Annotated in this window: 25 protein-coding genes; 16 read left to right on the forward strand and 9 right to left on the reverse strand. The window is 51.9% G+C overall.

What is annotated here, in order from left to right:
- Window positions 1-68: 68 nt before the first annotated feature.
- The gene (gene ftsP, locus RYZ59_RS13760; RefSeq protein WP_005123112.1) at window positions 69-1481 is read left to right on the forward strand and encodes a cell division protein FtsP; all 1413 of its coding nucleotides are present in this window, start codon (window positions 69-71) and stop codon (window positions 1479-1481) included.
- Window positions 1482-1670: 189 nt separating this feature from the next.
- On the forward strand, window positions 1671-3842 hold the full coding sequence (locus tag RYZ59_RS13765) for a YgiQ family radical SAM protein (protein WP_202037744.1): 2172 nt from the start codon (window positions 1671-1673) through the stop codon (window positions 3840-3842).
- Between the two features lie 103 nt (window positions 3843-3945).
- On the opposite strand, the gene RYZ59_RS13770 is transcribed toward RYZ59_RS13765, so the two are convergent.
- From RYZ59_RS13770 to yqhD, 4 genes are all read right to left on the reverse strand, one after another.
- The gene (locus RYZ59_RS13770) at window positions 3946-4401 is read right to left on the reverse strand and encodes an HIT family protein (protein WP_137382567.1); all 456 of its coding nucleotides are present in this window, start codon (window positions 4399-4401) and stop codon (window positions 3946-3948) included.
- A 44-nt stretch (window positions 4402-4445) separates the two neighbouring features.
- Entirely contained in the window at window positions 4446-5900 is a 1455-nt protein-coding gene (locus tag RYZ59_RS13775) for a DASS family sodium-coupled anion symporter (protein WP_411961692.1), read from the reverse strand.
- Window positions 5901-6088: 188 nt separating this feature from the next.
- Window positions 6089-6916 (reverse strand): 2,5-didehydrogluconate reductase DkgA, encoded by an 828-nt coding sequence (gene dkgA / locus RYZ59_RS13780; RefSeq protein ID WP_137382569.1) that lies wholly within the window; start codon window positions 6914-6916, stop codon window positions 6089-6091.
- Window positions 6917-7138: 222 nt separating this feature from the next.
- Entirely contained in the window at window positions 7139-8302 is a 1164-nt protein-coding gene (yqhD, locus tag RYZ59_RS13785) for an alcohol dehydrogenase (RefSeq protein ID WP_318048643.1), read from the reverse strand.
- A 193-nt stretch (window positions 8303-8495) separates the two neighbouring features.
- On the opposite strand from yqhD, the gene RYZ59_RS13790 reads away from it, so the two are divergent.
- Window positions 8496-9395, forward strand: a complete 900-nt coding sequence (locus RYZ59_RS13790) for an AraC family transcriptional regulator (RefSeq protein ID WP_137382571.1) — start codon at window positions 8496-8498, stop codon at window positions 9393-9395.
- Between the two features lie 90 nt (window positions 9396-9485).
- Here RYZ59_RS13790 and yghB read toward each other — a convergent pair whose 3' ends face one another.
- Both yghB and metC read right to left on the reverse strand, forming a co-directional pair.
- Entirely contained in the window at window positions 9486-10145 is a 660-nt protein-coding gene (yghB, locus tag RYZ59_RS13795; protein ID WP_137382572.1) for a DedA family general envelope maintenance protein YghB, read from the reverse strand.
- Between the two features lie 131 nt (window positions 10146-10276).
- Window positions 10277-11464: a cystathionine beta-lyase gene (metC, locus tag RYZ59_RS13800; protein ID WP_202037747.1), complete on the reverse strand. Its 1188-nt coding sequence runs from the start codon at window positions 11462-11464 to the stop codon at window positions 10277-10279.
- 251 nt (window positions 11465-11715) lie between these two features.
- On the opposite strand from metC, the gene exbB reads away from it, so the two are divergent.
- Together exbB and exbD are read left to right on the forward strand one after the other, a co-directional pair.
- Entirely contained in the window at window positions 11716-12450 is a 735-nt protein-coding gene (exbB, locus tag RYZ59_RS13805; RefSeq protein WP_137382574.1) for a tol-pal system-associated acyl-CoA thioesterase, read from the forward strand.
- 6 nt (window positions 12451-12456) lie between these two features.
- A complete protein-coding gene (gene exbD / locus RYZ59_RS13810; protein WP_048213224.1) occupies window positions 12457-12882 on the forward strand; it encodes a TonB system transport protein ExbD in 426 nt (141 codons plus the stop codon).
- A gap of 75 nt (window positions 12883-12957) precedes the next feature.
- On the opposite strand, the gene RYZ59_RS13815 is transcribed toward exbD, so the two are convergent.
- Entirely contained in the window at window positions 12958-13365 is a 408-nt protein-coding gene (locus RYZ59_RS13815) for a hypothetical protein (protein ID WP_005123132.1), read from the reverse strand.
- 1 nt (window position 13366) lies between these two features.
- Window positions 13367-13771 carry a hypothetical protein gene (locus tag RYZ59_RS13820; protein ID WP_318048638.1) on the reverse strand — a complete coding sequence of 135 codons (405 nt, stop codon included), beginning with the start codon at window positions 13769-13771 and terminating at the stop codon, window positions 13367-13369.
- Window positions 13772-13873: 102 nt separating this feature from the next.
- Between RYZ59_RS13820 and RYZ59_RS13825 the strand changes: the two genes are divergently transcribed.
- Entirely contained in the window at window positions 13874-14377 is a 504-nt protein-coding gene (locus tag RYZ59_RS13825) for an ESA_00282 family adhesion-associated protein (RefSeq protein WP_326929129.1), read from the forward strand.
- 78 nt (window positions 14378-14455) lie between these two features.
- On the opposite strand, the gene RYZ59_RS13830 is transcribed toward RYZ59_RS13825, so the two are convergent.
- On the reverse strand, window positions 14456-15496 hold the full coding sequence (locus RYZ59_RS13830) for an aldo/keto reductase (protein WP_318048636.1): 1041 nt from the start codon (window positions 15494-15496) through the stop codon (window positions 14456-14458).
- A gap of 155 nt (window positions 15497-15651) precedes the next feature.
- Between RYZ59_RS13830 and yghX the strand changes: the two genes are divergently transcribed.
- From yghX to hypA, 10 genes are all read left to right on the forward strand, one after another.
- Window positions 15652-16539: a YghX family hydrolase gene (gene yghX, locus RYZ59_RS13835; RefSeq protein WP_318048634.1), complete on the forward strand. Its 888-nt coding sequence runs from the start codon at window positions 15652-15654 to the stop codon at window positions 16537-16539.
- A gap of 215 nt (window positions 16540-16754) precedes the next feature.
- On the forward strand, window positions 16755-18395 hold the full coding sequence (locus RYZ59_RS13840; RefSeq protein ID WP_318048632.1) for a methyl-accepting chemotaxis protein: 1641 nt from the start codon (window positions 16755-16757) through the stop codon (window positions 18393-18395).
- 85 nt (window positions 18396-18480) lie between these two features.
- Window positions 18481-18768 carry a DUF2623 family protein gene (locus RYZ59_RS13845; protein ID WP_318048631.1) on the forward strand — a complete coding sequence of 96 codons (288 nt, stop codon included), beginning with the start codon at window positions 18481-18483 and terminating at the stop codon, window positions 18766-18768.
- Between the two features lie 188 nt (window positions 18769-18956).
- Complete coding sequence (gene hybO / locus RYZ59_RS13850) at window positions 18957-20075, forward strand: hydrogenase 2 small subunit (RefSeq protein WP_016154493.1); 1119 nt, start codon at window positions 18957-18959, stop codon at window positions 20073-20075.
- A 2-nt stretch (window positions 20076-20077) separates the two neighbouring features.
- Window positions 20078-21064 (forward strand): hydrogenase 2 operon protein HybA, encoded by a 987-nt coding sequence (gene hybA / locus RYZ59_RS13855; protein WP_005123143.1) that lies wholly within the window; start codon window positions 20078-20080, stop codon window positions 21062-21064.
- Window positions 21054-22232 (forward strand): Ni/Fe-hydrogenase cytochrome b subunit, encoded by a 1179-nt coding sequence (gene hybB / locus RYZ59_RS13860; RefSeq protein WP_137382580.1) that lies wholly within the window; start codon window positions 21054-21056, stop codon window positions 22230-22232. Before hybA ends, hybB begins: the two co-directional genes overlap by 11 nt.
- Entirely contained in the window at window positions 22229-23932 is a 1704-nt protein-coding gene (gene hybC, locus RYZ59_RS13865; protein ID WP_003828353.1) for a hydrogenase 2 large subunit, read from the forward strand. The genes hybB and hybC overlap by 4 nt, the downstream gene beginning before the upstream one ends.
- Window positions 23932-24426 carry a HyaD/HybD family hydrogenase maturation endopeptidase gene (locus RYZ59_RS13870; RefSeq protein WP_318048630.1) on the forward strand — a complete coding sequence of 165 codons (495 nt, stop codon included), beginning with the start codon at window positions 23932-23934 and terminating at the stop codon, window positions 24424-24426. Before hybC ends, RYZ59_RS13870 begins: the two co-directional genes overlap by 1 nt.
- A complete protein-coding gene (gene hybE / locus RYZ59_RS13875) occupies window positions 24419-24907 on the forward strand; it encodes a hydrogenase-2 assembly chaperone (protein WP_271455562.1) in 489 nt (162 codons plus the stop codon). The genes RYZ59_RS13870 and hybE overlap by 8 nt, the downstream gene beginning before the upstream one ends.
- Window positions 24900-25241 carry a hydrogenase maturation nickel metallochaperone HypA gene (gene hypA, locus RYZ59_RS13880; protein WP_153752251.1) on the forward strand — a complete coding sequence of 114 codons (342 nt, stop codon included), beginning with the start codon at window positions 24900-24902 and terminating at the stop codon, window positions 25239-25241. Before hybE ends, hypA begins: the two co-directional genes overlap by 8 nt.
- Window positions 25242-25248 lie beyond the last annotated feature (7 nt).

A 25248-nucleotide genomic window follows, 5' to 3' on the forward strand; every position in this document is an offset into this window, starting at 1 on the left:
GCTCATTTCGGGTTTGTTACAGGAAATGATTTCCTGCGTGTTAATCGCCAGTTTTTCATGGAGCTTATATGTCATTCAGTCGGCGTCAGTTCATTCAGGCATCGGGGATCGCATTGTGTGCAGGTGCTGTTCCGCTGAAGGCTAATGCTGCCGGTCAGCAACAACCGCTACCTGTCCCCCCCCTGCTGGAGTCCCGTCGGGGACAGCCGCTATTTATGACGCTGCAACGCGCGCACTGGTCGTTTACGCCTGGCACGCGCGCACCTGTCTGGGGTGTTAACGGGCGCTACCTGGGGCCGACAATCCGCGTCTGGAAAGGCGATGACGTCAAGCTTATCTACAGCAACCGTCTGACAGAAAATGTCTCAATGACCGTTGCCGGATTACAGGTGCCAGGTCCTCTTATGGGGGGGCCGGCGCGTATGATGTCGCCTAATGCGGACTGGGCGCCCGTGCTGCCGATCCGCCAGAGCGCTGCGACCTTGTGGTATCACGCCAATACGCCAAATCGCACTGCCCAGCAGGTCTATAACGGCCTTGCCGGGATGTGGCTGGTTGAAGATGAAGTGAGTAAATCACTGCCGATCCCTAACCACTATGGCGTGGATGATTTTCCAGTCATTATTCAGGATAAGCGCCTGGATAACTTCGGTACGCCAGAATATAGCGAGCCGGGCAGCGGGGGGTTTGTGGGGGATACTCTTCTGGTCAACGGGGCGCAAAGTCCGTATGTCGAAGTGTCCCGTGGCTGGGTGCGTTTACGTTTGCTGAATGCCTCAAACTCGCGTCGTTATCTGCTGAAAATGAGCGATGGTCGTGCGCTGCATGTTATCTCAGGCGATCAGGGGTTTTTACCCGCGCCGGTTTCGGTGAAGCAGCTTTCGCTGGCGCCAGGTGAGCGACGTGAGATTCTGGTTGATATGACCAACGGTGATGAGGTTTCGATTACCTGCGGCGAGGCGGCCAGTATTGTTGACAGGATCCGTGGTTTCTTTGAACCTTCCAGTATCCTGATCTCCACGCTGGTACTGACTCTGCGACCAACCGGGCTTCTGCCGCTGGTAACGGATAGCCTGCCAATGCGTCTGTTACCCACCGAAATTTTGAGCGGTTCGCCGATTCGCAGCCGTGATATTAGCCTTGATGACGATCCCGGAATCAATGGCCAACTGTGGGATGTCAATCGCATGGATATCACGGCGCAGCAGGGCTCCTGGGAGCGCTGGACCGTGCGCGCAGATATGCCGCAGTCGTTCCATATTGAAGGTGTTTCGTTCCTGATCCGTAATGTGAATGGCGCGATGCCGTTCCCGGAAGACCGTGGCTGGAAAGATACCGTTTGGGTTGATGGGCAAGTGGAGTTGCTGGTCTATTATGGACAGCCTTCCTGGGCGCATTTCCCGTTCTACTTCAACAGCCAGACGCTGGAAATGGCAGACCGTGGTTCTATTGGCCAGATGCTGGTGAATCCGGCTCCGTAACGGATATTCCTGTGCCGGGTGGCGGTTTCGCCTAACCCGGCCTGGGCCGTGCGAAAGCACAGGCACGGTCAGCGTAGCACCAGCAGAGATGAAATTTAACATCCTTACAATACTCCTTCATTTCCCTTGTTGATCCAGCGTATAATCCCCGGCCTTTGATTATTTTTTTACCATTTTTTTGGAAGCATTATGAGCGCAATATCCCTGATCCAACCGGACAGAGACCTTTTCTCCTGGCCGCAGTACTGGGCCGCCTGCTTTGGGCCGGCACCATTTTTGCCGATGTCACGCGACGAAATGGATCAACTTGGCTGGGATAGCTGCGACATCATTCTGGTTACCGGCGATGCGTACGTCGATCACCCGAGCTTCGGCATGGCTATTTGCGGTCGCATGCTGGAAGCGCAGGGCTTTCGCGTGGGGATCATCGCCCAGCCGGAGTGGAACAGCAAAGATGACTTTATGCGTCTGGGCAAACCGAATCTGTTCTTCGGCGTAACCGCCGGCAACATGGATTCGATGATCAATCGTTATACCGCCGATCGCCGACTGCGCCATGACGATGCCTATACGCCGGACAACGTGGCGGGTAAACGCCCGGACCGCGCGACGCTGGTTTATACCCAGCGCTGTAAAGAAGCCTGGAAAGATGTGCCGGTTATTCTCGGCGGTATTGAAGCCAGCCTGCGCCGTACTGCACATTACGATTACTGGTCAGATACCGTGCGTCGTTCCGTGCTGGTGGATTCAAAAGCTGACATGCTGATGTTTGGCAACGGCGAACGCCCATTGGTGGAAGTCGCACACCGTCTGGCGATGGGCGAAACCATTGATCAGATCCGCGACGTGCGGAATACCGCGATTATGGTCAAAGAAGCGCTGCCGGGCTGGAGCGGGGTGGATTCCACGCGTCTGGATATGCCAGGAAAAATTGACCCCATCCCCCATCCGTATGGCGAAGACTTGCCGTGTGCTGACAACAAACCGGTGGCACCGAAAAAACAAGAAGCGAAAGCGGTAACCGTACAGCCGCCGCGTCCGAAGCCGTGGGAAAAAACCTACGTACTGTTGCCGTCTTTCGAGAAAGTGAAGAGCGACAAAGTACTGTACGCCCATGCGTCGCGTATTCTGCACCACGAAACGAACCCAGGCTGCGCACGAGCGCTGATGCAAAAGCATGGCGATCGCTATATTTGGGTTAACCCGCCAGCGATCCCGTTGTCGACTGAAGAAATGGACAGCGTCTTTGCACTGCCGTACAAGCGTGTACCGCATCCGGCATACGGTAGCAGCCGTATTCCCGCCTATGAGATGATCCGTTTTTCGATCAATATCATGCGTGGCTGTTTTGGTGGTTGTTCGTTCTGTTCGATCACCGAGCACGAAGGGCGCATTATCCAGAGCCGTTCTGAAGATTCGATCATCAATGAGATCGAAGCCATTCGCGATACCGTTCCGGGCTTTACCGGCGTGATTTCCGATCTCGGTGGTCCAACGGCAAACATGTATATGCTGCGCTGCAAGTCACCGCGCGCGGAGCAGACCTGCCGCCGTTTGTCATGCGTCTACCCGGATATCTGTCCGCACATGGACACCAACCACGAACCGACGATTAACCTCTATCGCCGTGCACGTGATTTGAAAGGCATTAAAAAGATCCTCATCGCTTCGGGCGTGCGTTATGACATCGCGGTTGAAGACCCACGCTATATCAAAGAGCTGGCGACCCACCACGTTGGCGGCTATCTGAAGATTGCGCCAGAGCATACCGAAGAAGGCCCATTGTCGAAGATGATGAAGCCGGGGATGGGCAGCTACGACCGCTTTAAAGAGTTGTTTGATACCTACTCTAAACAGGCCGGTAAAGAGCAGTACCTGATCCCCTATTTTATCTCTGCGCACCCGGGTACGCGTGATGAGGATATGGTGAATCTGGCTCTGTGGCTGAAACAGCGTCGTTTCCGTTTGGATCAAGTGCAGAACTTCTACCCATCACCGCTGGCAAACTCTACAACCATGTATTACACCGGGAAAAACCCGTTGGGCAAAATTGGTTATAAGAGTGAAGATGTGGTGGTGCCAAGAGGTGATAAACAGCGCCGTCTGCATAAAGCGCTGCTGCGTTACCATGATCCTGCTAACTGGCCGTTAATCCGTCAGGCGCTGGAAGATATGGGGAAAAAGCATCTGATTGGCGGTCGTCGCGAATGTCTGGTTCCGGCCCCGACGCTGGAAGAGATGCGTGAAGCACGTCGCCAGAACCGCCACACCCGCCCGGCTCTGACCAAGCATACGCCGGTCGCGCACCAGCGTCAGACACCTGCGGCGAATAAAAAACGCGGTAAGGTTGCGGGACGTTAAACGGTCTTACCTGGTGGTGAAGTGTGGACCAGGCCTACGAACTGCACAGTTTTGTAGGCCGGATAAGGTGCTTGCACCGCCATCCGGCAGACGTGCTCCGTATTTATGCTTCGCGAATTCTGGCCGCTAATGCGGCCAGTTTTTCATCGTCAGCCCGTTCGTGGTCATGTGACGACAGGTACCCTTCATACTGCTCGAAAAATTTAGTCTGCCGGGACTCAATTGGTTTCCAGTGCGTCAAATCACCTGTGCCATGCATAGGGCTGAGCTTACTGTGCACATGATCCACGCCAAACCCTTCGAAAAACATCCCTGTACGGCTGACGTCCGGGAAAGCGTTATCCAGTTTTTTCGCCACCTTTTGGGTCGCCAGCATCAGGTCTGCCAGTGCCTGCGGCGGCATATCAAATGCATAGCTGGGGTAGTGCTTTTTCGGGATCACCACGGTAAAACCGTCGGTGTTCGGGAAAATCGACAGAAAGGCCAGGTGGTGCTCGTCTTCCCAGACTTTATGGCAGGGCGCTTTACCTTCAACAATTTGACAGAAAATACAGGTCATTCCTTTTCTCCGTAGATAAGACGTTTCGTCAGGACGCAGTCAGTTTAGTACAGACCCAGCATCTTCCACCACATCAGCCCTACGGTGATAAAGACGGCTTGATTAAACAGGCTGATGATGAATCCTGTGCGCCACCAGACGCCCGTTGGAACGTACCCGGCACCAAACAGAATCGGGACGCGAGCGTGGGTGTACTGAGTGAGGGAACAGTACAGGCTACTGGTGAAGGCCAGCATCAACGCCGTAGGCGCTGCGGGGATATTCAGATGCAGACCGACGCCGAGGAAAACGGCGTACAGCGCCGCAATCTGCGCATTACCGCTGGCAAAAAAGTAGTGAGTATAAAAGTACGCGGCGTTGAGCAGCAGCAGGACAACCACCCAACTGGTCCCATGCATGGTACTGCTCAGGCTATCGCCAATCAGGTTGCCAAACCAGGTGGTAAAGCCCAGTTTTTTCAACTGGTTCGCCATCATCAATAGTGCGGCAAACCAGATCAACGTATCCCACGCACCTTTCTCGCTTTTGACATCTTCCCAGCTTAGAACGCCACTGAGCAGCAAGATGGATAAACCAACAAATGAGGCGGTGGTGGCGTCGACGCCCAGCGTATCACCAAAAATCCACAGCACCAGCAGGACACCGACGGTAGCCAGCATCAGCCATTCACCGCGTGACATACGGCCCATTTCCGCCAGCTCTTTACGCGCCAGATTCGGGGCATCCGGCGTGTGTTTAATTTCCGGGCGCACAATCCAGTAGACCAGTAATGGAACCAGCAGTAAGGAAACCAGGCAAGGCAGCAGCGCCGCCATAAACCAACTGCCCCAGGTGAGCGTGACCCCCGCGTTGGCTGCCAGTTTCACTGCCAACAGGTTGCCGGTATAGCCGGTCATAAAGAGCGCGGCGGTGACGTCGTTGACGTTGCCAATACAGGTGATAAGAAAGGTGCCGATCTTACTGCGGGATTCATCTTCCGGGTTCGAATGGAAACTGCGCGCCAGAGAGTCGGCAATCGGATAGATGACGCCGCCGCAGCGTGCCGTATTGCTTGGCATTGCGGGGGAAAGTATCAGATCCGCAAACGCCAGTCCGTAGGCGAGTCCCAGCGTGCGCTTGCCGAGCAGGCGGATCATCTGCAGTGCAATACGTCGACCGAGGCCGGTTTTGATAAACCCGCGGGCAATCATAAAGGCGACGACAATCAGCCAGATTAGCGAACTGTTCAGTTCGCTCAGTGCAGTGGTAATGGCGCCGCTGGCGGTTTTATCCCCGGCAGCATAAGCGAGGGCAAAAACGGTAATACCGATAATGCCGACTGCGCCAATAGGCAGAACTTTTGCCACGATAGAAGCAATGGTAGCAACGAAGATAATGGCTGAATGCCTGGCTGGCGCACTTAACCCACTGGGTGGGGTAAGCTGCCAGAGCCCGGCAGAAATAAATAGTATAAGAATCAATGGGAACCATTTGACGCCTTGCTGTGTTTTTTCCGCCATGGTCACGCACCTATAGATATTTGTGATGTATTCATGAGATCAATATTATTGCTGAATAATTAGTAAGTTATATTGCGTAATGCTGCACGTGGATGTGCCATAAATACATCTATAGTTGTGCGTTTATTGTTTCTTAATATTTCGGCAAGGGAAAAGCCCGACGGCAATGCCGGGCTGGAGAGGAGAGATTAACCGCCGAACTGATCCGGGTCAGGACCCAGGCGTTTACCTTGATCGAGTTTTGCGATTTCACCGAGTTCATCTTTGTCCAGGCGGAAGTCCCAGACGTTGAAGTTCTCGGCAATGCGGGCAGGGGTGACGGATTTCGGGATAACCACCAGGCCGCTATCCAGATGCCAGCGAATGACGACCTGCGCCGGTGATTTGCCATATTTTTCAGCGAGGTCACGGATGATCTTTTGATCAAATACATCTTTACCGCCTTGCGCCAGCGGGCTCCAGGATTCGGTCTGGATTTTATGCGTTGCGTTCCAGGCGTGAAGCTGGCGTTGCTGCATAAGCGGGTGAAGTTCTATCTGGTTAATCACCGGAGGTACGCCGGTTTCATCCATCAGGCGCTGGAGATGATTGATCTGAAAGTTGCACACGCCGATGCTCTTAATCAGCCCCTCTTTTTGCAGGTCGATCATGTTTTCCCACGCTTCAACGTAGTGATCGATCGCCGGGACTGGCCAGTGCATCAGGTAGAGATCGAGGTAATCGAGCTGGAGTTTCTCCATGCTTTCGAGCAACGCTTCCCGCGGGCGTTTCTGGTCATCATTCCACAACTTGGTGGTAATGAATAACTCTTCGCGCGGTACGCCAGCATCGCGTATTGCTTTGCCGACTCCTTCTTCGTTTTTGTACGCCGCAGCGGTATCAATTGAGCGATACCCTACTTCCAGCGCTTTATGAATGGCGGTGATGACTTCTTCGTTGCTTGCCTTCCAGACCCCCAGGCCCAGTTGCGGCATGACGTTACCATCCTGTAGCTTGATAATGGTTGGACCGGTCATAATTCCCCCCACACTTAATCCTTCAGGCTGCCTCTTGGTTGGCTGCTTGCGTTTACCCTGGTCACGGACTTATGTACGCTCCCGGGGATTCACTCAATTGCCGCCTCGATGCATCTGAATGATTGGGTGTAAATTGAGTACACCGGAGCAAGCCCCGGTGAGGTTTATGTGACTTAAGCCTGGTATAAATAGCCAAAAACGAAAGTCAGAGGTCAAAAAACCTTAGCGGGCAGCTTCGTAAATCCGGCGGCTGACGTCCAGCGTAATGTCCTGATGTTCGCCCAGTTTCGTACCGCCATGCGCTTCCAGTTTTTCCAGCAGTGCCGGGATGGAGCTGCCATCCAGACCGTAGTCAGACAGGCGAGTCGGTACACCCATTTGTTCGAAGAACTGACGGGTGGCGGCAATCGCGGCATCAATGCGCTGGTCTTCGGAGCCTTCGGTGATATTCCAGATGCGCTCTGCGTATTGCAGCAGTTTGGCACGCTTGGTATCGCGTTTTTCATTCCACAATGCAGGCAGGACGATTGCCAGCGTCTGAGCGTGGTCAAGTCCGTGCATTGCCGTCAGTTCGTGACCCAGCATATGGGTTGCCCAGTCCTGCGGTACGCCTGCGCCGATCAGACCGTTCAGTGCCTGAGTGGCTGCCCACATGACGTTCGCACGCACATTGTAGTTTTCCGGTTCCTGCAGCGCTTTCGGACCGTCTTCTATCAGCGTCAGCAGAATGCCTTCGGCGAAGCGATCCTGAATTTTCCCGTCTACCGGATAAGTCACGTATTGTTCTACGGTATGAACAAAAGCATCTACCACGCCGTTGGCAACCTGACGCGGCGGCAGGGTATAGGTGTAAACCGGATCGAGTACAGCAAATACCGGCTGGACAAACGGGGTCATGAAGGCCAGTTTGTCGCCAGTCGTTTTACGCGAAATTACCGCACCAGAGTTAGATTCAGAGCCGGTTGCTGGCAGGGTCAGTACCGAGCCCATTGGGACGGCGCTTTGTACGTCGTTACCGCGTGTTTCCAGAATGCGCCACGGGTCAACGCCGTCTGCATAATGTGCCGCTGCGGCGATGAATTTTGTGCCATCCAGCACCGAACCGCCGCCTACCGCCAGCAGGAATGTCACCTTCTCATCACGCACGATTTTTACCGCGTTCATCAGCGTTTCATAGGATGGGTTCGGCTCAATACCGCCAAATTCGAGCACATCCAGACCTTTCAGTGCGTCCTGAACGTGTGCCAGAACGCCTGTTTTTTTCACGCTACCACCGCCGTAGGTAATCAGTACGCGAGCATCCTGCGGGATTTGGTCGCGCAGTTCTGCAATCGCGCCTTTACCAAACAGAATGCGGGTTGGGGTATGGAGATTAAAGTTGTTCATTGCTCGTTACCTTGTGTGGGTAAAAAAGAGGGTAGGCGAGTGTCTGCCTGATGGTGAACATTGTGGTCGTCAGACGCGTTCCTCTCAATGCTCATTTCTGCCGATGTCTTGCCCATTTCTACAGACTACTGGAGAAAATGGATAAAAGTGCGCACTATATCAAGGTTGCAAATCAATGATGAAGTGGTGCCCTATGAACCGTGATGAGATCTGTCTCCTGCTGACAGATAAAATTAAGCAGCTGAAAAATAATGAAAATAAATTGAATGATCTGCTGCCTGATATTCGCTTACTGTACGGCTCTGAACCCGGGGTGCGCACGCCCGTGATGTATCAGCCTGGCATTATATTTCTCTTTTCAGGATATAAAATTGGTTATATCAACGAGCGTGTCTTTCGCTATGATGCCAACGAATACTTACTGCTCACAGTACCTTTACCCTTTGAATGTGAAACTTATGCGACACCGGACGTTCCGTTGGCTGGTATCCGCCTGAACGTCGATATCCTGCAGTTGCAGGAATTGCTGATGGATATTGGTGAGGATGAGTTGTTTCAACCCGCAATGGCGGCAAGCGGGATCAATTCGGCGACGCTATCCGATGAAATTCTCTGTGCTGCGGAACGCCTGCTGGATGTGATGGAGCGGCCATTGGATGCACGTATTTTGGGAAAACAGATTATTCGTGAGATCCTCTACCATGTGCTGACCGGGCCGCGTGGCGGAGCCTTGCTGGCGCTGGTCAGTCGCCAGACACATTTCAGTTTGATAAGCCGTGTGCTGAAGCGAATTGAAACCAAGTACACCGAAAACCTTAATGTAGAACAGCTGGCAGCTGAAGCGAACATGAGCGTGTCGGCGTTCCATCATAATTTTAAATCGGTGACCAGTACTTCACCGTTGCAGTATCTGAAGAGCTATCGATTGCATAAAGCGCGGATGATGATGATTCATGACGGGATGAAAGCCAGTGCGGCGGCCATGCGTGTGGGTTATGAGAGTGCATCGCAGTTTAGTCGGGAGTTCAAACGTTACTTTGGCGTCACGCCAGGGGAAGATGCAGCCAGAATTCGGATGATGCAGGGGAGTTGATCTCTTGTCGGTCAGACTGGTTCACCGTAGGCCTTAAAGCCGTGCACTGTAAGGCGAAATGCCGGGGTTTACCCGGCCTACGGACGCAGCTCAGGCGCTACAGTATTTTTTTTTAATCACCACAAACAGCGTTCCCAGCAGACCTGCGGTTAGCAGGGCGATGGGCAGGATCATTAAAAAGGTCATTACCTGATCTTCGTGACGTTTAACAAACGGGATCATGCTGAGCGCATAGCCGAAACTGGTGACCACAGTGACCCACAGCAGACCGCTCAGCCAGTTAAAAAACTGGAAGCGACGGTTAGGCAGCCCTGAAATCCCCGCCATGGTTGGCAGCAGGGTGCGAACAAACGCCAGGAAACGTCCGGCGAGCAGCGCCATCAACCCGTGTTGGTCAAACATACAGGTCGCACGCTGATGATATTTTTCAGGTAATTGTGCCAGCCAGCCTTTCACTGTTCGCGTATTACCCAGCCAGCGCCCCTGAATGTAGCTCAGCCAGCAACCGAGGCTGGCAGCGGCAGTCAGAATCGCTATGGTAGGTAAAAAACTCATCACGTCCTGAGCGATCAGCGCTCCTGCCAGTAATAGCAGGCTGTCACCGGGCAAAAAGGAAGCGGGCAGTAGGCCATTTTCTAAAAACAGCGTGGCGAACATCACAAAGTACACCACGCTCACGACGTGTGGGTCCGCCAGCGCGGCAAAATCGTGTTGCCAGAGCGCGGAGATAATATCTTGAATGACTACCATGGACTTTCCTGTGGAACAGCGTTTATAGGTGGATTGTACTCCTGAATTGTCCGGGATGCCTTGATCCCGGACGCAACAATTGCAGACTTTTCCACCAGAAGTGTCTGCATATATGTCCATCTGCGGCAATGTTACTCGATTCGGGTAAATCCTGCGGCTAAATCGGCAATCAGATCGTCAACATTCTCTAAACCGATGTGTAAACGGATGAGCGTTCCGCTGAAGTCCACTTTGCCTTGCGGACGGATTGCCGCGATATGTTCCGGTTGGTTAGCCAGAATCAGTGATTCAAAACCGCCCCAGGAATAGGCCATGCTGAACAGGCTGAAGTGATCCAGATACGCAGACAGCTCTTCATTATTTAGCTTCTTATTCAGAACAAATGAGAACAGACCGCTGCTACCGGTAAAGTCGCGTTTCCAGAACTCGTGTCCCTTGCTGCCGGGAAGCGCCGGGTGATTCACGCGGGCAACCTGCGGATGGTCAGCCAGCCATTCGGCGACTTTTAAACTGCTTTCATGGTGTTGGCGCAGGCGAACGCTTAACGTCCGCAATCCGCGGCTGGTCATATAGGCGGTATCAGCATCCAGCATTTGTCCCATCAGATAGGCGTTTTCACGCAGTTGATCCCAGCAACGGGCATTGGATACCGCTGTCCCAACCATGCCGTCAGAATGACCAATCAGATATTTCGTCCCTGCCTGAATTGAGATATCGATACCGAAATCCAGCGCGTTGAACAACACGCCCGCAGCCCAGGTGTTATCAATCATGATGATCGCGTCAGGCACTACGCTTCTGACTGCGGCAACAATGGCTGGAACATCATGAACTTCCATGGTGACAGAACCTGGAGATTCCAGAAAAACGACTTTAGTGTTCGGCTGTATATGCTTCACAATATCCGCGCCGACCAGCGGATCGAACCAGCCGGTTGTCACGCCAAGCTTGCCCAGCACCTTAGTGCAGAAATCCTGGCTGGGTTCATAGGCGGTGTTGGTCATCAGCACATGATCGCCTTGTTCAACAAAGGCAAGGATGGTGTTGGCAACGGCTGCTGCACCGCAGGGGAACAGGGCGCAGCCCGCGCCGCCTTCCAGTTCACACATCGCTTCCTGCAGTGAGAAATGCGTCAGCGTGCCGCGGCGTCCATAGAAAAGGGCACCGTTTGCGCGGTTATGCGTCGCCTGTTTTTTCGCCTCAACGGTGTCGAATACCAGTGAAGACGCGCGCTGGATCACGCTATTTACCGAACCCAGCGTGTATTTTTTACTACGCCCGGCGTGAACGAGTTTGGTCTCAAGCTGCTTATCTGCCATGTTGTATTACCTGTTTTTATACGTCTGGATGTCTAAACTAGCATGAATCTCATCTGCCGCGTCCTGCAGAATAGTCATAAAGTACAAAATATTCTCAAATCGATTTCTGGTGACTTTTTTACTGCGTGAGCGCAAGGAAAAGAAACCAAAGGTGCGGCACTATGTAAATAGTAATGAGAACGACTATCAATTCGACGTCGTTTTGATATGATTACGCTCAGATTTTGTGATTTGCGTTCTGGAGATACAGAGTGGGTAATAATTTGATGCAGACGGACCTTTCCGTCTGGGGTATGTATCAGCACGCCGATATCGTGGTTAAGTGCGTGATGATTGGGCTGATTTTGGCGTCAGTGGTCACCTGGGCTATCTTCTTTAGTAAGAGCCTTGAGTTCTTTACGCAGAAGCGCCGTCTTAAGCGCGAACAGCAAATGCTGGCAGATGCCCGCTCTTTAGAAATGGCAAGTGAGATTGCCGCTGGATTCGATGCTAAAAGCCTGGGTTCTCTGCTGATTAATGAAGCGCAGAATGAACTGGAACTGTCAGCAGGCAGTGATGATAACGAAGGGATCAAAGAGCGTACCGGTTTCCGTCTGGAACGTCGCGTTGCCGCCGTTGGCCGTCAGATGGGTCGGGGTAATGGATACCTGGCAACCATCGGGGCTATCTCTCCATTTGTCGGGTTGTTTGGTACAGTATGGGGCATCATGAATAGCTTCATCGGTATCGCACAAACCCAAACCACCAACCTGGCTGTTGTTGCTCCAGGTATTGCAGAAGCCTTGTTAGCGACCGCGATCGGTCTGGTCGCGGCAATCCCTGCTGTTGTTATCTACAACATTTTTGCTCGTCAGATTGGCAGCTATAAAGCGATGCTGGGCGATGTCGCGGCGCAGGTGCTGTTGCTGCAAAGTCGTGACCTGGACCTGAGTGCAAGCGCGTCTGCACACCCGGTACGTGCTGCGCAGAAATTACGTGTAGGATAATGTTCCATGGCAATGAGCTTTAATGAAAACCTGGACGATAACGGTGAAATGCATGACATCAACGTGACGCCGTTTATCGACGTCATGCTGGTATTGTTGATCATCTTTATGGTGGCAGCACCGCTGGCAACCGTGGATGTGAAGGTGAATCTCCCTGCATCCACCAGTACGCCGCAACCGCGTCCGGAAAAACCGGTTTACCTGTCAGTAAAAGCCGATAACACCATGTTTATTGGTAACGATCAGGTCACCGATGAGACGATGATTAACGAGCTAAACGCGCTAACGGAAGGCAAGAAAGACACCACCATCTTCTTCCGGGCAGATAAAACCGTCGACTACGAAACCATGATGAAGGTTATGGATACGTTGCATCAGGCGGGCTACCTGAAGATTGGTTTGGTCGGTGAAGAGACCGTGAAAGCCAAATAATCCTTGTTGCCGGGTACAGGTGCGACCTTACCCGGCAAGCTTCTCCTGATATCACTCCCCTGCAAGTCTTTTGCCTTATCTGTTCTCGTCCAACGCCACCGTCGTGATTTTTGTGGGCTCGTAGTTCCCTTCGGATAGCTTACGGGTCAGGCGCAGTGTGGCGGTTTCACGCGCAAGCAGATGCTGGTAAGTGCTTTCCAGGCGGGCCATGATTTTGTCCCGCAATTCTGGTTGCTGAGCGATGATGGCCTCGATAGTGGCACCGTAAATCTCTTCTTTGGCTTGCAGTGCGTAGATTTCATGACGATTTTGCCATTTCATTCGCACCAGCGCGGCGGGTATAGAAACCATCTCTTGAGCAAGGCTTTCCAGCGTTGCGTTTTTATTGGCTATCAACACAGACAGATTTTGTTTTAAGACAAACTCATCACTTTTATGGTTATCTAAAGCCAAATAAACATTATTATCTTCAACATCTTTCATTTTATTTCTCTTCCAGAGAATAAAAAATAGGATCGTTGGTTTCGCGAGTAATTAAATTAAGCCAAATTTTGTTGCCTTGTTCATTTATCATGGCTGTTTTTTTGGCCAAAATTTTACTTAATTCCTGGGCGTTAATGTCGCCTTCCGCCTGTAATGAATTGAGCAGGCGAGTAAATGACTCGATTTTTGCGGCGCGGAAAAGACGCTCTTTTAAATGACGATCGCACTCTTCAAATAATATATTCCGGGACTGGCCGGTAGCTGCAGAACTAATCAAAATTTCTGATTCGTAATCACTTAGCGTTATCTTTCCCTGAGTCAAATTTTCACTATTTTCTGTGGTGCTGGTATTGTTCGGGGTTGCGGATAAATGAAAACGAGAGGGAACAAGATGCTCGGGAAGCATGTTGAAATATCCTTTGCTGCCAATAATATGATTTTTTAATAAGGTAGGCCGCGTTGACAATAGCATGGGGTAATTTTAAAATCAAAAAAAATGGAGCCTGCTATGAACAGTATATTTTATTCTGTTATTACCCTGCTATTGCTTACCTGCGGGGTACTTTTGCTAATGCGTAGTGCAAATAAAAACCGTTATGCCGAAGATGTTAACGCACAGCACCAGCCGGAACTGCTAAGTAAAGAAGAGGGAGAAGATCATTTTTCTGCCCTGATGAATTCGATTACTCCGGTATGGTATTGGCGAGTCAATCACGAATATATCGATTTTATCCACTCTACAGTCAAGCGGATGACGATGGTGGAGCTGAATGAAACGCCCGGGCTCTTTGACGCACAGCGGCGCTGTAGCGATCTTAACTCTGCGGTTTATAAGTATTACGACAATATCAAAAAGCGCTGCCTCAGCGGGGAGAAAGTCCCGCACGCCGATCTGGATGTGCTTAACTTGCGACAGTGCTTCAGGGAGTTCAGCCTAGAAGCCTATCCTGCACTTGTCGCGCTGGTGTGGCCGGAATACCAGCGTCCGTTGATTAAAGAGGACGAGGTGTGAGGCGAGATTGACTTGCCCGCTCTCATCAGCGGGCCATTAAGGCCGGGCAGGACTACACCCGGCGTCATGGTCAGATCGTTACTTGTCTGATGAGGCTTGCCACAGATTGAGCTTGCCGTCCGCGACATGTTTATCGATCTGTGCCAGTTCTTCGGTGCTGAATGTCAGGTTTGCCAGTGCCTGAACGTTCTCTTCTAACTGCTCAGGTCGGCTGGCGCCAATTAATACCGATGTGACCCGGTTATCTTTTAGTAACCAGCTTAACGCCATTTGCGCCATCGACTGCCCACGCTGTTGAGCCATCTCATTGAGCAAACGCAGACTGTTAAGATTGGCTTCCGTCAGCATATTTTCCGTCAGTCCACGGACTTTTTTCCCTTCACGCTGCATGCGGGAACCATCAGGAATGCCGTTGAGGTATTTCCCTGTCAGCAACCCCTGCGCTAACGGGGTGAAAGCAATACAGCCCATCCCGTTGGATTCCAGCGTATCCAGCAAGCCGCTGCTGTCTACCCAGCGGTTAAGCAGGTTGTAGGATGGCTGGTGGATAAGCAGCGGAATTTTCCATTCCCGCAGCAGTTCGGCCATCTTCTGCGTGCGCTCTGGCGAATAAGATGAGATGCCGACATACAGCGCTTTGCCACTTTGCACGGCATGGGCCAGCGCCGAGGCGGTTTCTTCCATTGGCGTATTTTCGTCAACGCGGTGCGAATAGAAGATATCGACGTAGTCGATACCCATACGCTTAAGGCTCTGGTCGAGGCTGGCTAGCAGATACTTGCGTGAGCCGCCAGAACCGTACGGCCCCGGCCACATGTCGTAACCCGCTTTGGTCGAGATGATCAATTCATCACGATATTGTGCAAAATCCTCGCGCAGTAAGCGACCAAAATTCTCTTCAGCACTGCCCGGAGGCGGCCCGTAGTTATTGGCTAAATCAAAATGCGTGATCCCTAAATCAAATGCTTTTCGCAGCAGTGCTCGTTGTGAATCCAGAGCGTGAACGTGTCCAAAACTGTGCCATAACCCCAGCGACAGCGCGGGCAAGCGCAAACCGCTGCGACCACAGTAGCGATAGAGCATTTGCTCATAACGTTCAGGATTGGCAAACCAGGCCATGAGATCTCCTTAGTGCAGGTGAATTTCAAAACAACGTTTCTATTCTAGCGGGTTCGTGGTGAATATCCCGTTCACCAGGTCACATTGGGATGAAAAACTGGGCAAAAACAGACCACTGTGCTTTGCTTAAAAAAACATCATTCAGGAGTGCGACCATGCTGCGTTTGACTGCTAAAGACTTTCCGCAGGAGTTGCTCGATTACTATGACTATTACGCCCATGGCAAAATATCTAAACGAGCGTTTCTGAATCTGGCGGCGAAATATGCGGTAGGGGGCATGACGGCACTGGCGCTATTCAATTTGCTGAAACCGAATTATGCTCTGGCAACGCAGGTAGAATTTACCGATCCCGATATTCTGGCAGAATACATTACCTATCCATCGCCTGATGGGCATGGTGATGTGCGAGGTTATCTGGTGAAACCCGCGAAGGCGACGGGGAAGGTTCCGGCAGTGGTTGTGGTACATGAGAATCGCGGTTTGAATCCGTATATTGAGGATGTTGCACGACGGGTGGCGAAGGCCGGTTATATTGCGCTGGCCCCCGATGGATTAAGTTCACTGGGTGGTTATCCCGGCAATGATGATAAAGGCCGGGAATTACAGCAGCAGGTTGATCCCGTTAAGCTGATGAATGATTTTTTTGCCGCTATTGAGTTTATGCAGCGTTATTCGATGACGACGGGAAAGGTGGGGATCACCGGATTTTGCTACGGCGGCGGGGTGGCGAATGCCGCGGCTGTTGCTTTCCCTGAACTGGCATGTGCGGTGCCCTTTTATGGGCGTCAGGTACCGGCTTCCGATGTCCCTAAAATTAATGCGCCTTTATTATTACACTATGCAGAACTAGACACTCGAATTAATGAAGGCTGGCCCGCTTATGAAGCTGCACTCAAAGCGAATAAGAAAATCTATCAAGCATATATCTATCCCGGTGTTAATCATGGTTTTCATAACGATTCGACACCCCGTTATGATAAAGCAGCTGCTGATTTAGCCTGGGAACGCACTCTTGCCTGGTTTGATAAATATTTGTTATGAAAAACAACGCATTATTTACAGCTTTAGGTTAATTATCTGAATAATAATGCTACCTAATTTCATTAACATTCATATTGATATGACCCGCAGGGATAATAGATAGACTTAAAAAAGTAAAAAAATAAAGAACGTATTATATCTTCTCCATTGCCTGCCGATAACAAGGGAAAGTATCGCCTGATGGCGAATTCCTCATCAATGGCAAGGAAATTATTATGTATTTGCTGAAAAACTTCACTATTCGTATTGTCATGCTGGCAATACTTGGACTTTTTTGCCTGCTCTGGTCGGGCGTGGGTTTATTCAGTCTTCATGCTTTATCAAAAATATCAGAAGGGAATGATATTGACCGCCATCTCGTCAAACAGATGACGGTGCTGAGCCAGGGGAACGATCAGTACTTTCGCTTTGTGACGCGCCTGAGCCGCGCAGTGGATGTCAAAATTGGTGGTGGAACGCCTGATTTCACACCTGCCCAGCAATCGCTGGATAATCTGAGCCAAAAGCTCCAGGAGATGAAAACATTGTCTCCCGGTCCGATGGACCCGGAAATTTCAGCAGCAGTGCTGGCCAAGTGGCAAGCTTTACTGGATAAAGGCGTGATACCGCAAATGCAGCTGGCGCAGCAGGGCTCGCTGACGGCGTTTTCGGAACATGCCAGCACGATTACGCCCGCACTGAGCCGTGAATTTGGTGCCAGCGCTGAACGGTTTAATGCCGCCGCCGGCATGCGACTGGACGCGACGCGTATTATGGTAGACGGTAAAACGTCGATCATTCGGACACTGATTATTACTGCCGTTATCCTCGGGATCGCCCTCCTTTTCTTCACCGATCGTTACCTCGTTACCATGATGGTGAAACCTCTCGGCCGTATTCGCCAGCAGTTCCGCCAGATTGCCCAGGGCGATCTCAGCCATCCGATTGAAGAATTCGGCCGGAACTGTGTCGGCCAACTGGTTCCTTTATTGTGCGCAATGCAGGACAGCCTGCGTGAAGCCGTAAGTACGATTCGTTCAGGCAGTGACAACATCTGGCGAGGCGCTACGGAAATTTCTACCGGCAACAACGATCTCTCTTCCCGTACTGAAGAGCAGGCGGCGGCGCTGGAAGAGACGGCTGCCAGCATGGAAGAGCTGACCGCAACGGTAAAACTTAACGCCGAAAATGCGCGTGAGGCCAGCCAGCTTGCCGATACCGCAACAGAAACGGCAGGTAAAGGAAGCAAGTTGGTTTCTGAAGTGGTCGACACCATGGACGGTATTGCAGCCAGTTCTAAACAGATCGCAGAAATTACCTCCGTCATTAATAGCATTGCTTTCCAGACCAACATTCTGGCGCTTAACGCCGCCGTTGAAGCGGCCAGGGCTGGTGAACAGGGACGTGGTTTTGCCGTGGTAGCGGGGGAAGTACGCAATCTCGCCAGCCGTAGCGCCGGCGCGGCAAAAGAGATTGAGACATTAATCGGTGAATCGTCGCGTCGTGTCGATCAGGGGGCGCGACTGGTCAAAGAGACCGGGTTAACGATGGAAGCGATTCTGCGCGGCGCGACCGAAGTGACCGTTATCATGAAACAAATTGCCTCTGCTTCTGAAGAGCAGAATAAAGGCATCTCGCAGGTCAGCGTTGCGATCACTCAGATGGACAGCGTGACGCAACAGAATGCCGCGTTAGTAGAACAAGTCTCCGCTGCGGCAGTAGCGCTGGAACGGCAAACGGAAGAGCTGCAACGCTCTGTACAGCAATTCCGGCTTTCAGCTAACGATGTGCAATATGCATCGACAAATACTGCTTCCCCTTCCGCAGAAAGCAGAACCTCTGCAGCACCTAAAACGGACGAGTGGGTGTCCTTTTAATCTGGCACAAAAAAGTGCGTGATACCTCTGGCCTTTGCTTAAAAAATCGCTATATAATTTGTTATATAGCGATTGGAGGTTATGCATGGACAACCATTTTGGTAAGGGCCTGATGGCCGGATTGAACGCCTCAAGTGCGGACAGTGCTCGTACAGTGGCGAATTTTTGTTCAGATTATAAACGCGGTTTTGTTCTGGGTTTTTCACATCGAATGTTTGAAAAAACGGGCGACCGACAGCTCAGCGCATGGGAAGCGGGGATCCTGACGCGCCGTTACGGGCTGGATAAAGAGATGGTGATGGATTTCTTCAAAGAGAACCAGTCGAGTACAACAATTCGGTTTTTCATGGCCGGCTATCGGCTCGAAGCTTGATCCAAAAGGGGTATTATCTTGCTTTAATTAATTACACTATTGACCTACGCCTTCGTTTTGTTGCTCCGCCGAAGTATTATAATGCACATAACCATATAAAAAGTGTGGTAATGGCGCGCCGATCGCAATAAGCAACATGCGAATGGTGCAAAATAAAAGCCAGGTCTTCGCAACGGAATAACAATAAAATGACTGGAGATAATTCTCTCATCAATTCGAACGGCATCAATCGCCGTGATTTCATGAAGCTTTGTGCAGCACTGGCCGCTACCATGGGGCTCAGTAGCAAAGCCGCCGCAGAAATGGCCGAATCAGTTTCTCGTCCTCAGCGCCCACCGGTTATCTGGATTGGTGCTCAGGAGTGTACGGGTTGTACTGAATCGCTGCTTCGTGCGACACACCCTACAGTGGAAAACCTCGTTCTGGAGACCATCTCTCTGGAATACCATGAGGTACTCTCTGCCGCCTTTGGCCACCAGGTCGAAGAGAACAAACATAACGCTCTGGAGAAGTACAAAGGGCAATATGTTCTGGTGGTAGATGGTTCTATACCACTAAAAGATAATGGTATTTACTGCATGGTTGCCGGTGAGCCAATTGTGGATCACATCCGCAGAGCGGCCGAAGGTGCAGCAGCTATCATCGCTATCGGCTCTTGTGCCGCATGGGGTGGTGTCGCTGCCGCTGGCGTGAACCCAACGGGCGCAGTCGGCTTGCAAGAAGTTCTGCCAGGCAAAACCATCATCAACATCCCAGGCTGTCCGCCTAACCCGCATAACTTCCTCGCCACGGTCGCGCATATCATCACTTACGGTAAGCCGCCGAAGCTGGATACTAAAAACCGTCCGACATTTGCCTACGGTCGTTTGATTCACGAACACTGCGAACGTCGCCCGCACTTTGATGCCGGTCGTTTTGCTAAAGAGTTCGGCGATGAAGGCCACCGTGAAGGTTGGTGCCTCTATCATCTGGGCTGTAAAGGGCCAGAAACGTACGGCAACTGCTCAACATTGCAATTCTGCGACGTTGGCGGCGTGTGGCCGGTGGCGATCGGCCACCCTTGCTACGGCTGTAACGAAGAAGGCGTCGGTTTCCATAAAGGCATTCACCAACTCGCCCATGTGGAAAACCAAACCCCGCGTTCAGAGAAGCCTGATGTCAACATGAAAGAAGGCGGCAACATTTCAGCTGGGGCTATTGGGCTGCTTGGCGGCGTAGTAGGACTGGTTGCCGGCGTCAGCGTGATGGCGGTACGTGAACTGGGGCGTCAGCAGAAGAAAGATAACGCTGACTCACGGGGAGAATAACCGTGAACAGACGTAACTTTATTAAAGCAGCCTCCAGCGGGGCATTGCTGTTGGGCGCTGCGCCGTCCATCAGTCATGCGGCTGCAGAAAACCGTCCGCCGATCCCAGGTTCACTTGGGATGCTCTATGATTCGACGCTGTGCGTAGGCTGCCAGGCCTGCGTCACCAAGTGTCAGGATATCAACTTCCCGGCGCGTAACCCGGAAGGCGAGCAGACCTGGTCGAACAACGACAAACTGTCACCGTACACCAACAACATCATCCAGGTGTGGCGTAGCGGAACAGGTGTTAACAAAGACCAGGAAGAGAATGGCTACGCGTACATTAAGAAACAGTGTATGCACTGTGTCGATCCGAACTGCGTCTCCGTTTGCCCGGTTTCCGCGCTGAAGAAAGACCCGAAAACCGGCATTGTCCACTATGACAAAGATGTCTGTACTGGCTGCCGCTATTGCATGGTTGCCTGCCCGTACAACGTGCCTAAATACGACTACAACAACCCGTTTGGCGCACTTCATAAATGTGAACTGTGTAACCAGAAAGGCGTTGAACGTCTGGACAAAGGCGGTTTACCGGGGTGTGTTGAAGTGTGTCCTGCCGGTGCCGTGATTTTTGGTACGCGTGAAGAGCTGATGGCTGAGGCGAAAAAACGTCTCGCGCTGAAGCCTGGCAGCGAATACCACTATCCGCGTCAGACAGTGAACGCTGGTGATACCTATTTGCATACGGTACCGAAGTACTATCCGCACCTGTACGGTGAAAAGGAAGGCGGTGGTACGCAGGTTATGGTGCTGACGGGTGTTCCTTACGAGGATTTGGATCTGCCAAAACTGGATGACCTTTCAACCGGTGCGCGTTCCGAACATGTTCAACATTCCCTGTATAAGGGCATGATTTTACCCCTGGCAGCGCTGGCGGGCTTAACCGTGCTGGTTCGTCGTAATACGAAAAACGACCATCACGATGGAGGAGACGATCATGAGTCATGATCCTAAACCGCTGGGCGGAAGAATAATCAGCAAACCGGTCATTATTTTTGGGCCGTTAATCGTCCTGTGTATGCTCCTGATCGTAAAACGTCTGGTCTTCGGATTGGGGTCAGTTTCCGATCTGAACGGCGGTTTCCCGTGGGGCGTATGGATCGCGTTTGACCTGTTGATCGGTACCGGTTTCGCGTGTGGTGGTTGGGCGCTGGCGTGGGCGGTGTATGTTTTCAACAGAGGACAATACCATCCGCTGGTACGTCCGGCGCTGCTGGCGAGCCTGTTTGGTTACTCGCTGGGTGGTTTGTCGATCACCATTGACGTCGGTCGTTACTGGAACCTGCCGTATTTCTACATTCCGGGTCACTTCAACGTGAACTCGGTACTGTTTGAAACGGCGGTCTGTATGACCATCTATATCGGTATCATGGCGCTGGAATTTGCTCCGGCCTTGTTCGAACGTCTGGGCTGGAAAGTATCGCTCAAGCGTTTGAATAAAGTGATGTTCTTTATTATCGCTCTCGGCGCGCTGCTGCCGACCATGCACCAGTCTTCAATGGGTTCATTGATGATTTCTGCGGGCTATAAAGTACATCCGCTATGGCAAGCTTATGAAATGCTGCCACTTTTCTCCGTATTAACCGCCTTTATAATGGGCTTCTCGATCGTCATTTTTGAAGGCTCACTGGTACAAGCGGGTCTGAAAGGTAACGGTCCGGACGAGAAAAGTCTGTTCATCAAGCTGACGAATACCATCAGCATATTGCTGGCGATTTTCGTGGTCCTGCGCTTTGGCGAGTTGATCTACCGCGACAAGCTGTCGTATGCGTTTGCAGGCGATCTTTACTCCGTGATGTTCTGGATTGAAGTCGTGCTGATGGTCTTCCCGCTGGTAGTGCTGCGTGTCACGAAGCTGCGCAATGACTCGCGTATGCTGTATCTGTCCGCGTTGAGCGCATTGCTGGGTTGTGCAACATGGCGTCTGTCCTATTCGCTGGTGGCATTCAATCCTGGTGGTGGCTACCACTACTTCCCGACCTGGGAAGAACTGTTGATTTCTATTGGTTTTGTGGCTATTGAGATTTGTGCATACATCGTACTCATTCGTCTACTGCCGATACTTCCTCCTTTAAAACAAAACGATCAAAATCGTCATGAGGCGAGCAAAGCATGAGCCAGAGAATTACTATTGATCCGGTAACCCGTATTGAGGGTCATTTACGCATCGACTGCGAAATCGAAAATGGCGTGGTATCTAAAGCATGGGCTTCCGGTACCATGTGGCGCGGCATGGAAGAGATCGTGAAAAATCGCGATCCGCGCGATGCCTGGATGATTGTTCAGCGTATTTGTGGTGTTTGCACCACAACTCACGCTATCTCTTCTGTTCGTGCAGCTGAAAGCGCGCTGAATATTGATGTTCCGGTGAACGCACAGTACATCCGTAACATCATTCTTGCTGCGCACACCACGCATGACCATATCGTGCACTTCTACCAGCTGTCTGCGCTGGACTGGGTGGATATCACCTCTGCGCTGAAAGCCGATCCGGCGAAGGCCTCGGCGATGCTGAACGGCGTGTCCTCCTGGCATCTGAACAGCGCTGAAGAGTTCACCAAGGTACAGAACAAGATCAAAGACCTTGTTGCCAGCGGTCAGTTAGGTATTTTTGCCAACGGCTGCTGGGGTCACCCGGCAATGCAGTTGCCGCCGGAAGTGAACCTGATTGCGGTTGCACACTACCTGCAGGCGTTGGAATGCCAGCGTGATGCTAACCGCGTTGTGGCGCTGTTGGGCGGTAAAACACCGCACATTCAGAACCTGGCCGTTGGTGGGGTTGCGAACCCCATTAACCTTGACGGTCTTGGCGTACTGAACCTTGAACGTCTGATGTACATCAAGTCCTTCATCGATAAGCTGAGCGACTTTGTTGAGCAGGTTTACAAGGTGGATACCGCGGTTATTGCTGCGTTCTATCCTGAGTGGCTGGAACGTGGTCAGGGTGCGGTTAACTACCTGAGCGCGCCGGAATTCCCGACTGACGGTAAAAACGGTAGCTTCCTGTTCCCGGGCGGTTATATCACCGATGCTGATCTGTCGACCTATCGTCCGATCACTTCTCATTCAGATGAGTACCTGATTAAAGGGATTCAGGAGAGTGCGAAACACGCGTGGTACAAAGACGAAGCGCCGCAGGCACCGTGGGAAGGCACAACGGTTCCTGATTACACCGGTTGGTCAGACGACGGCAAATACTCCTGGGTTAAAGCGCCGACCTTCTACGGTAAAACGGTTGAAGTGGGTCCGCTGGCCAACATGCTGTGTAAACTTGCAGCTAAACGCGAGTCAACTCATGCCAAGCTGAATGAAATCATCGCGATTTACACCAAGCTGACCGGTAAAACTATCGAAGTGTCGCAGCTGCACTCTACGCTGGGCCGTATCATTGGTCGTACCGTTCACTGCTGTGAACTGCAGAATGTTCTGCAGGATCAGTACAACGCGCTGATCGTGAACATCGGTAAAGGCGACCACACCACCTTCGTGAAACCGGATATCCCGGCAACAGGCGAATTCAAAGGTGTGGGTTTCCTTGAAGCGCCGCGCGGTATGCTTTCTCACTGGATGGTGATTAAAGACGGCATTATTAGCAACTACCAGGCGGTTGTTCCGTCAACCTGGAACTCCGGCCCACGTAACTTTAATGATGAAGTGGGTCCGTATGAGCGCTCGCTGGTCGGTACGCCGATTGCCGATCCAAACAAACCGCTGGAAGTGGTTCGTACCATTCACTCCTTCGACCCTTGTATGTCATGTGCAGTGCATGTGGTGGACGTTGACGGGAACGAAGTGGTCTCAGTTAAGGTTCTGTAATGCGGATATTAGTCTTAGGGGTCGGAAATATTTTGCTGACCGACGAAGCCATCGGGGTACGTATCGTTGAGGCATTAGAGCAACGGTACATCCTGCCAGACTATGTTGATGTTCTGGACGGTGGTACGGCTGGGATGGAGCTTCTCGGCGATATGGCGAACAGAGATCATCTGATCATTGCTGACGCCATTGTGTCGAAGAAAAACACGCCAGGAACGATGATGGTCCTGCGGGATGAAGAGATCCCGGCGCTGTTTACCAACAAAATCTCACCGCACCAGCTTGGCCTGGCCGACGTATTGTCGGCCCTGCGTTTTACCGGCGAGTTTCCGAAAAAGCTGACCTTAGTCGGTGTTATTCCGGAATCGCTGGAGCCGCATATCGGGCTAACGCCAACGGTTGAAGCGATGATTGAACCTGCGCTTGAGCAGGTTCTTGCTGCGCTGCGCGAGTCTGGCGTTGAAGCTATTCCACGGGAGAAGGCACATGTCTGAGGAGTTCTTAGGCTTTCAGACAGCCCCGAAGCAGCAAATTCAGGCTGCGTTTGAAGAGGTTTCCCGACGTTCGATGCACGATCTTTCTTTCCTGCATCCGAATATGCCGGTGTATGTCTCTGATTTTACGCTGTTTGAAGGGCAGTGGACGGGATGCGTTATCACGCCCTGGATGCTCAGCGCACTGATTTTCCCCGGGCCGGATCAGATCTGGCCCGTGCGTAAAGTCAGCGAAAAAATCGGGTTGCGTCTGCCGTATGGCGAGATGACCTTTACCGTGGGTGAACTGGATGGTGTATCGCAATACCTCTCCTGCTCGCTGATGTCGCCGCTTTCGCATAGTCTGTCGGCACAGGAAGGTGTGCGTCTGACTGACGATTGCGCGCGGATGGTGTTATCGCTACCGGTAAGTGACCCGAATGCGCCGCAGATGGGACGTCGTGCGCTGCTGTTGGGCCGGCGGAACTGCGAAAATGCATGAGCTGTCTCTTTGTCAGAGCGCGGTTGAGATTATTCAACAGCAGGCAGAGCAGCACGGTGTTAAACGCGTAACCGGCGTTTGGCTGGAAATTGGCGCACTCTCCTGCGTTGAGGAGAGTGCCGTCCGTTTCAGTTTCGACATCGTCTGTCAGGGTACGCTGGCGCAGGGTTGTGAACTGCATATTGATTACAAACCCGCCCAGGCGTGGTGCTGGGATTGCAGTCAGGTCGTAGAGATCACTCAGCATGATGCACAGTGTCCTCTCTGTCAGGGCGATCGTCTGCGGGTGGATGCTGGCGATTCACTGAAAGTGAAAAGTATTGAAGTCGAATAGCCCATAG

Origin of the sequence: Citrobacter sp. HN-141, from assembly GCF_033341895.1 — a bacterium.
Lineage (GTDB): Bacteria > Pseudomonadota > Gammaproteobacteria > Enterobacterales > Enterobacteriaceae > Citrobacter.

What these genes read in the sequence shown, in the direction of transcription:
- ftsP (WP_005123112.1), top strand. Translation starts at nt 69, where the DNA reads ATGTCATTCAGTCGGCGTCAGTTCATTCAGGCATCGGGGATCGCATTG.
- RYZ59_RS13765 (WP_202037744.1), top strand. Translation starts at nt 1,671, where the DNA reads ATGAGCGCAATATCCCTGATCCAACCGGACAGAGACCTTTTCTCCTGG.
- RYZ59_RS13770 (WP_137382567.1), bottom strand. Translation starts at nt 4,401, where the DNA reads ATGACCTGTATTTTCTGTCAAATTGTTGAAGGTAAAGCGCCCTGCCAT.
- RYZ59_RS13775 (WP_411961692.1), bottom strand. Translation starts at nt 5,900, where the DNA reads ATGGCGGAAAAAACACAGCAAGGCGTCAAATGGTTCCCATTGATTCTT.
- dkgA (WP_137382569.1), bottom strand. Translation starts at nt 6,916, where the DNA reads ATGACCGGTCCAACCATTATCAAGCTACAGGATGGTAACGTCATGCCG.
- yqhD (WP_318048643.1), bottom strand. Translation starts at nt 8,302, where the DNA reads ATGAACAACTTTAATCTCCATACCCCAACCCGCATTCTGTTTGGTAAA.
- RYZ59_RS13790 (WP_137382571.1), top strand. Translation starts at nt 8,496, where the DNA reads ATGAACCGTGATGAGATCTGTCTCCTGCTGACAGATAAAATTAAGCAG.
- yghB (WP_137382572.1), bottom strand. Translation starts at nt 10,145, where the DNA reads ATGGTAGTCATTCAAGATATTATCTCCGCGCTCTGGCAACACGATTTT.
- metC (WP_202037747.1), bottom strand. Translation starts at nt 11,464, where the DNA reads ATGGCAGATAAGCAGCTTGAGACCAAACTCGTTCACGCCGGGCGTAGT.
- exbD (WP_048213224.1), top strand. Translation starts at nt 12,457, where the DNA reads ATGGCAATGAGCTTTAATGAAAACCTGGACGATAACGGTGAAATGCAT.
- RYZ59_RS13815 (WP_005123132.1), bottom strand. Translation starts at nt 13,365, where the DNA reads ATGAAAGATGTTGAAGATAATAATGTTTATTTGGCTTTAGATAACCAT.
- RYZ59_RS13820 (WP_318048638.1), bottom strand. Translation starts at nt 13,771, where the DNA reads ATGCTTCCCGAGCATCTTGTTCCCTCTCGTTTTCATTTATCCGCAACC.
- RYZ59_RS13825 (WP_326929129.1), top strand. Translation starts at nt 13,874, where the DNA reads ATGAACAGTATATTTTATTCTGTTATTACCCTGCTATTGCTTACCTGC.
- RYZ59_RS13830 (WP_318048636.1), bottom strand. Translation starts at nt 15,496, where the DNA reads ATGGCCTGGTTTGCCAATCCTGAACGTTATGAGCAAATGCTCTATCGC.
- yghX (WP_318048634.1), top strand. Translation starts at nt 15,652, where the DNA reads ATGCTGCGTTTGACTGCTAAAGACTTTCCGCAGGAGTTGCTCGATTAC.
- RYZ59_RS13840 (WP_318048632.1), top strand. Translation starts at nt 16,755, where the DNA reads ATGTATTTGCTGAAAAACTTCACTATTCGTATTGTCATGCTGGCAATA.
- RYZ59_RS13845 (WP_318048631.1), top strand. Translation starts at nt 18,481, where the DNA reads ATGGACAACCATTTTGGTAAGGGCCTGATGGCCGGATTGAACGCCTCA.
- hybO (WP_016154493.1), top strand. Translation starts at nt 18,957, where the DNA reads ATGACTGGAGATAATTCTCTCATCAATTCGAACGGCATCAATCGCCGT.
- hybB (WP_137382580.1), top strand. Translation starts at nt 21,054, where the DNA reads ATGAGTCATGATCCTAAACCGCTGGGCGGAAGAATAATCAGCAAACCG.
- hybC (WP_003828353.1), top strand. Translation starts at nt 22,229, where the DNA reads ATGAGCCAGAGAATTACTATTGATCCGGTAACCCGTATTGAGGGTCAT.
- RYZ59_RS13870 (WP_318048630.1), top strand. Translation starts at nt 23,932, where the DNA reads ATGCGGATATTAGTCTTAGGGGTCGGAAATATTTTGCTGACCGACGAA.
- hybE (WP_271455562.1), top strand. Translation starts at nt 24,419, where the DNA reads ATGTCTGAGGAGTTCTTAGGCTTTCAGACAGCCCCGAAGCAGCAAATT.
- hypA (WP_153752251.1), top strand. Translation starts at nt 24,900, where the DNA reads ATGCATGAGCTGTCTCTTTGTCAGAGCGCGGTTGAGATTATTCAACAG.